Raw genomic sequence first — 7,128 nt, 5'->3', positions numbered from 1 at the left:
TCTCAAGGCTAAGAAATCCGAATGGTAAAATTATACATAATAGTAACGAAAAGTAATCTCAATATCCTCTTGTGGATATTTTTGCAATGCTAGTGAAAATTCTCCGTTTATTTATTCCAATGAGCATTTCTCCTCGTTTCTTTCATTACTTTGCTTGAAAAATTTTATATATCCTTTCATATACTTAAATATAAATATCCAAGTCCTTGCCTTTCACATTAAAATTGGCAGGGCAATTCACATCGAAATCACATGAAGGATATATTTATTTGCACCTCTGAAGTAAACCCGTTAGGAAAATGGGAATGTTTCTTTTTATCGTATTTGTAATAGATTTAGTGTAAGGAGTGAATCAGAAAGTGTAGCATAGTAAAAATTGTAATCAATCACTTTTAAAAGTAATCTATTAATCCTTTTAGCATGGAGAAATGTTACAAAAGTGGCAAATGAGAACTGACCCCTTATGTCACCTTTTGCCTCCCCCATAGAAATAAAGTACTACTTTTTTTACAAATAGAAGGAAATTACGATCTTTATATCGAATTGAAATAAATGTAATTATTTATAATTTTCGATAGGGGGAATAGTTGGTGAATATAGATATGGACAAATTACCCGAAGGTGAGCAAGTAATATTTCGCGCAATATCTCAATTAAAAAGATCTGAAAAAGAAGTTTTATGGAAGGTGATTCAGGGAGCGGATAAAGAACAAATTAGTACATACCACGAAATTAATAATACAATAAGAAGACTAGAAGCTACTAATTTAATTAGTATTAATACTAACTATTCCGGTAGTGAGTACAGCTTTATTGTGTTATCGCAAGCACCGAATTTATTCGGGAGATTAAAAAAGTTAAGCATTAGACAATCCGGTTTTCTAAACAAACTGAGAGGATATCGAGTACTGAGGTTGTCAAATTAACTTAACAAAAAGCGCCGTTTTTTAGAATGTTTCTTGTATGGATAAGGTAAGCTTTTATTATCCATGCAAGAACCATTCTATGTTTTCTGGCAAATAGAGGCTGTTCTTTTTATCGTATTTTGTCATATTTGTAATAGATTTAGTGTAATGAGTTAATCAGGAAGTGTAGCATAGTGGAAATTGTAATCAATCCTTTTTAAATAATCTATTAATCCTTTTTACATTGTGGAATATTACAAAAGTGGCAAATGAGAACCGTCCCCTTTTGCCCCCTTGCCATTTTATGCTCGAATGAAAGCGTTAGCAAAAATGTACAGGTATGCAAATAAGTATTAGTGATGAAATGAAATCCTTGATATAAAAGGGTTTTTTTCTATGCAAAAAAGTGTCATAGACATGCTTGTCTGTTCGTTGCTATGATTTTCTCAAGACAGGCGATATTTTCAATTGAATAAGCAACTACACACACAGAGAAGAGCAGATGATGAAGAAAGTAAGGGATCATTCTGCTTTTTTTGTATTGTTGTGATAACGTTTGCAAGGTGACGAGATTGTTGTTAGTACGCAAGCTTACTATTGAAATTCTATCGCTGAATAGAAAGAGAGGTGAGGAGAATCGATTCGGAAAAATCTAGATGAGGTTCAATAAAAATAGAAGAGGAGTGACATGGTAACGTGAAAATAACTAAAAATATGAGAAGAGTGTTTGCAATTTTTACATCGTTTTTACTGGTTTTTTCAAACTTTTCGTTCACATTTGCTGCGGAAACAGCTGCCACAGAAGATTCTGCTTTGTTAAGTGGAACAGATTTTGAAGATGGAGATACATGGGGTTTTTCTCCTGGTGGAGGAGCAACTGCTGAAGTAATAGAAGAAAACAATAATAAATATTTAAAAACCACTGGAAATGGTTCTGGAACAAGGAGTATTATAAAAACTCTTGATGAACCTACGAATAATGCAGAGGTTACGTTCACTTTTGACTGGAAACCAGAAGAAGTTCAAACCCCATTGAATTCCAGTCAGATATCACTTAGTGATACCAACGGAGATCCGTTTTTTAGAATTGTGAAGGCTGGTGGAGAAGCTGGCGAAATTAAATATGGGTTTGGTACAAAAGGTACAGATTTATCAAATGATGTTGCTGTGACTGATGTAAGTACAGATGGAAGTTGGTTATCAGTTGAAGTTGTATTTGATTTCAATACTGAAAGCGCTTCACTAACTATTGAAGATAGAGATGATGAAACAAAGAGTTTTTCAACTACGGATATTGACTTTAGTCATCTCAATTATGTAAATAAGATTGAAAAGTTTTCTATAGTTGGAAACCGTGCAAGTGGGAATAACCTAATCTTCATTACAGGGTTAGATAATGTAACGATTGCTGGTTCAAGTGAAGCTGCTCCCTCTCAAGCAGAACAGAACATAGAAACCATTGTATCTACATACAATACGGAATTTACGATTCCAAAAAATGTAGCAAAAGAAGAGGTAATAACGTTATTCCCTAGTGCTCTTGCTGTTAAGCTTGGAAACGATGTTGTGATCACAGTTGATGTCGAGTGGGATAGTGTTGATTATGATGCAACAGAAAACGGAACATACAGTTTTACAGGTACGTTAATAACCGAGGGAATTCCGAATGTTGTGAACGGTAACAATGTAAACGCATCAGTATCAGTAATTGTAGCTGAGGCTGCTGCGATTCCTGAAATTGATGGGTATGAAGGTGTATATTATAGTGACTTTGGTGATACAGTGGAAGTTGTTCCTGTAAACTGGGGCTTTACAACAGCTGCTGCAACACTTTCGATCAATAAAGATGATATTGCAGGAAATACTACACCAAAACTGCAATATAGTATTGTGGATCAATCCGGTGGCCGTGTTGCTACAAAGAAATTTGATTCTGCTGTAAAAGGAACAGAAATGCTTGTGAAGTTTGATTGGTATCCAGGGAAAATTAATGATAAAGGTAGCAATCCTTCTGAAAACGGGGCAGAATTTAGATTAATTGATAGCTCGGGAAATATAGTCTTTACGTTGAACAATACAAATAATTCACCACTTACCTATTTTGCAGGTAGTCAAGTACCTACCGAAACAGGGATTACTGAGCCAGATGCTTGGTATGAAATTGAGGTTTTACTTGATTTAATTGGTAATGAAGTAACGCTTACTCTTAAAAACGAAGACTTAGGAATTAATGAAGATTATACGTCTTCCTTAGAAGGAGTAGCATTTGATGGTTCATTAGAAACTCTTAGATTCGTAGGATTACGTACATCAGGGAACAACCATACATGGACAACGTACCTTGATAATATTGGGATTTACAGTGTACCAATTTCCGATAACATTATTACAAGGGTAGATAGGCTTTCTTATCACCGTATTTATGTAAATGAAGCAACAGAAAGTATCCAATCTATTGGTCTACCAGAAACAGTAACAGTAACGCTTGCAGACAATAGCAAAGCTGAAATTGAGATTGCAGAGTGGACAGAAGTAGGTGCTTCTTGGAATCCGAGTGAAGCTGGTGTTTATGAATTTGAAGGAACACTTGTTGAAACAGAAGGTATTTTAAACGACTTTGATCGTTCTGCAAAGATTTATGTGTATAATCGTTTAACGCCACCGAATAATGCTCGTCAAACAGAATGGTTAAATCGTAGCGTGCTTGCGCTTAACTCAGAAGATGGTATTTTCGTTAGCTGGCGTTTATTAGCGGATGAGTATGTGAAGGATGTTACATTTAATGTTTATCGAGATGGTGAAAAATTAAACGAGGAACCGCTATCTGTAACAAACTTTGTCGATGCGGAAGGAACACCAGGAGAGACGTATACAGTTGAAACACTAGTTAATGGAAATGTAACGGAAGAAAATGAAGTAGTTGCAATTAGCGAAGACTATTTGTCTATTCCAATGCAGAAGCCAGAAGGTGGAACTACTGCAACTGGTGATTATACTTATACTGTAAATGATTCTGGTGTAGGTGACTTAGATGGTGATGGGGAGTATGAAATCATCGTAAAATGGTATCCTACGAATTCCATTGATAGCTCCCAACAAGGGATGACTGGTCCAACTATTTTTGACGCATATAAGTTAGATGGAACACTATTATGGCGTATTAATATGGGTCATAATTTAACATCTGGTGCACATTATCATCAATTTGTAATCGCTGATTTTGATGGGAATGGAAAAAGTGAATTTTTAATAAAAACTGCAGACGCGACGACATCATATGGAACAACAGATGGAGAGTTTGACAGTGAAAAAATTCTTAGCGTAATTGGTAATGCGGAAGATGACGGCATATGGGTAAATGACTCAGGTCACGTTTTTGGTGGTCCTGAATATATATCCGTATTTAATGGTGAAACTGGAGAAGTAATTGATACAATCGATTATGCGTTCCCAGTTGAAAAAGTGGAAGGTGATGGTGGTGCATCATGGGGTGATACTTGGTACAATCGTTCAGATCGTTTCTTATCAGGTCTTGCTTACCTTGATGGTGAAAAACCAAGTGCAATTTATGGTAGAGGATATTATGCGCGTACTACCTTTGTAGCATATAATTTAGTTGATGGAAAATTAGAAGAAGAATGGACTTTTGATTCAGACGAAGAAGGTCGTGGTGGCGGCTTAGGTTTCCACAGTCTTGCTACTGGAGATGTAGATAATGATGGTTTCGATGAAATTATCGCTGGTTCATTAACATTAAATCATGATGGCAGCATTCTTTATGCGATGGATGGAGAAATGGGTCGTGAACTTGGATCTCATGGAGATGCGCTGCATGTAGGTGCATTTGATCCTGATCGAGAAGGTCTCCATATATTTGGTGTACATGAGGAGCCTGCAGTTGCATCTGTAGAGTTACATGATGGAGCTACTGGTGAGACAATCATGTCTTATTATGCATCAGTAGATGCAGGGCGAGGAATTGCAGCAAATATCACTTCAAACCCAGGGTATGAATTCTGGGGAACAGGTGGTCATACACCTGAAACTGGTGGCGGAATCTATAATGTACAAGGTAATCTTGTAGCTGATAGTTTCAGAGATGCAGGTCTTTCTGTAAACTTTAGAGTTTATTGGACAGGAGATCTTTTAGATGAATTATTAGATGACACGGAGATTACGAAATATAATGAAGAAACAGGTAGATCAGAGCTTGTTCGTAAATTTGAAGGCGTTGTAAGTAACAATGGTACGAAAGCAACACCTACATTATCAGCAGATATTCTCGGGGATTGGCGTGAAGAAGTATTACTTCCTACAACGGATAGTACAGAGCTTCGTATTTATAGCACAACAATTCCTACAGAATACAGACTATATACGCTAATGCATGATACTGTTTATCGTATGGGGATCGCATGGCAAAACTCTGCTTATAACCAACCTCCACATCTTGGTTTCTACCTTGGTGAAGACATTAGAGAAACGGTTCTTGCAGGAGAACTACATGCACCAAATGTTGCTTATACGAATGAACCTAGTGATGAATTACCAACACCAACTCCTAGACCTACGCCAATATCAGGCGATAAGCCAGGTCAAGTAATCGTTGATAATAATGTGGTGACGGTAGAACGCCTAACAACAGAAGATGGAAAAATAAAAGTGGTAACTAAAGTAAATAAAGACCGAATGAATCAATGGATTGCTGGTCAAGATTCTCTTGATAAAGTAATTGTAAAAGTGAAGAAAAATGCTGGTGAAGTTAGCGAAGTGAAGATTCCAGCATCTATTTTTACAAAGCTTGGAGAGGAAAATAAGCAAGCTATAATTGAAATTGAATCAGAAGAAGGCGTGTATCGTTTACCAGTATCTGAAATTGATAGTGCTACATTAGCTGCAGAACTTGGTGCAGGTAGAGTAGAGGATGTTGAGATTTCCATTATGGTGAACGAAGTAACAGGTGAACAAGCATCTGTTGAGGGGAATGGATTAAAAACAGCGTCTAAAGCGGTAGAATTTACTGTCTACGCATCAGGATCTGGAAAACAAGTTGAAGTGAAGAACTTTAATAGCTATGTTGAGCGCTCCATTATTGGTGAGAATGACTTCAATCCGAGCCGTTCTATTGTAGTACGACTTGAAGAAGATGGTAGCTTCACTCCAGTTCCAACTGTGTTTGAAGGAAATGTAGCATCATTTAAGAGCAAGTCAAACAGTACGTATGTTGTTGTCGAAAATGAAGTTAACTTTAGTGACGTTCCAACGAACCATTGGGCGAAAGGGTATATTGATGAGCTTGCAGCGAAATATATTCTTCAAGGTTCAAATGGAAAAGCAATGCCGCAGGATGCGATTACAAGAGCAGAACTTGCAGCTGTTCTAACGAGAAGTTTAGCGTTAGAGACTACATCGGAGTATGCTGGTCAATTTACGGATGTAACTGGTGACGAATGGTTCGTTGCAGAACTTGTAGCTGCAGTTGAAGCGGGACTTATCAAAGGGCACAGCAATGGAAGCTTTGCACCAAATGCGGATGTCACTCGAGAAGAAGCAGCAACAATGATTTCTCGTGCTATGAACCTAGTATCCTATGATGAAAATAGTCTAGATACTACAAAGAGCTTTGATGAATTTACAGACTCTAGTGGGGTTGCGTCATGGGCTCAAACCGATGTGTCATTGCTTGTTCAAGCGGACATTATTAATGGTCGTCCTAATGGAAAATTTGCACCAAAAGGTACTATGCAACGTGCCGAACTAGCAAAAGCACTATCACACTTCCTGACATTTGTAGAATTAAAGAATTAACAATGAGGAAGAAGGAAGAAAGAAGGACAAGGGTACAAGTTCCTTGTCCTTTTTTTAAAGAAAGTATAAAATTTTGTCACAACCACACATCATGGACGTGTGGTAATTTTAATATATGGTATCAATTATTCTTCGACGTATCTTCTTCGATCATCATAATCACTGGGATAATTTCGTGAACAAGCATGGAGAGCGAATGCATTTGTTTAACGTGTCATGAACAGGAAGAGATACCATATACCGCAGTGCATGATTTTGATGTAATGGATATGGGGAACGAAAGCCTGCCACCAATGTTTACTTGCGAAAAATGTGGTGGACAAATGTATACAGAGTACTATAAAGGTATACATGGCATAGAGTACCAAATATCGGATAAATTCTAGCCAAAAAAGGACCGGGCGGTTTTTGCCCG

2 protein-coding genes are annotated in these 7,128 nt (G+C 37.2%); both read left to right on the top strand.

Annotated features, from left to right (window positions below):
* Positions 1–590 precede the first annotated feature (590 nt).
* Positions 591–926 (top strand): hypothetical protein, encoded by a 336-nt coding sequence (locus tag ACERII_RS24595; RefSeq protein WP_373645617.1) that lies wholly within the window; start codon positions 591–593, stop codon positions 924–926.
* 675 nt (positions 927–1,601) lie between these two features.
* The gene (locus ACERII_RS24590; RefSeq protein WP_373645616.1) at positions 1,602–6,713 is read left to right on the top strand and encodes a rhamnogalacturonan lyase family protein; all 5,112 of its coding nucleotides are present in this window, start codon (positions 1,602–1,604) and stop codon (positions 6,711–6,713) included.
* Positions 6,714–7,128: the final 415 nt, after the last annotated feature.

It is taken from the genome of Evansella sp. AB-rgal1, assembly GCF_041820985.1.
GTDB lineage: Bacteria > Bacillota > Bacilli > Bacillales > Salisediminibacteriaceae > Evansella.
The sequence above is the reverse complement of the archived record's forward strand: the minus strand, read 5'-3'. Positions and strand labels throughout refer to the sequence as shown.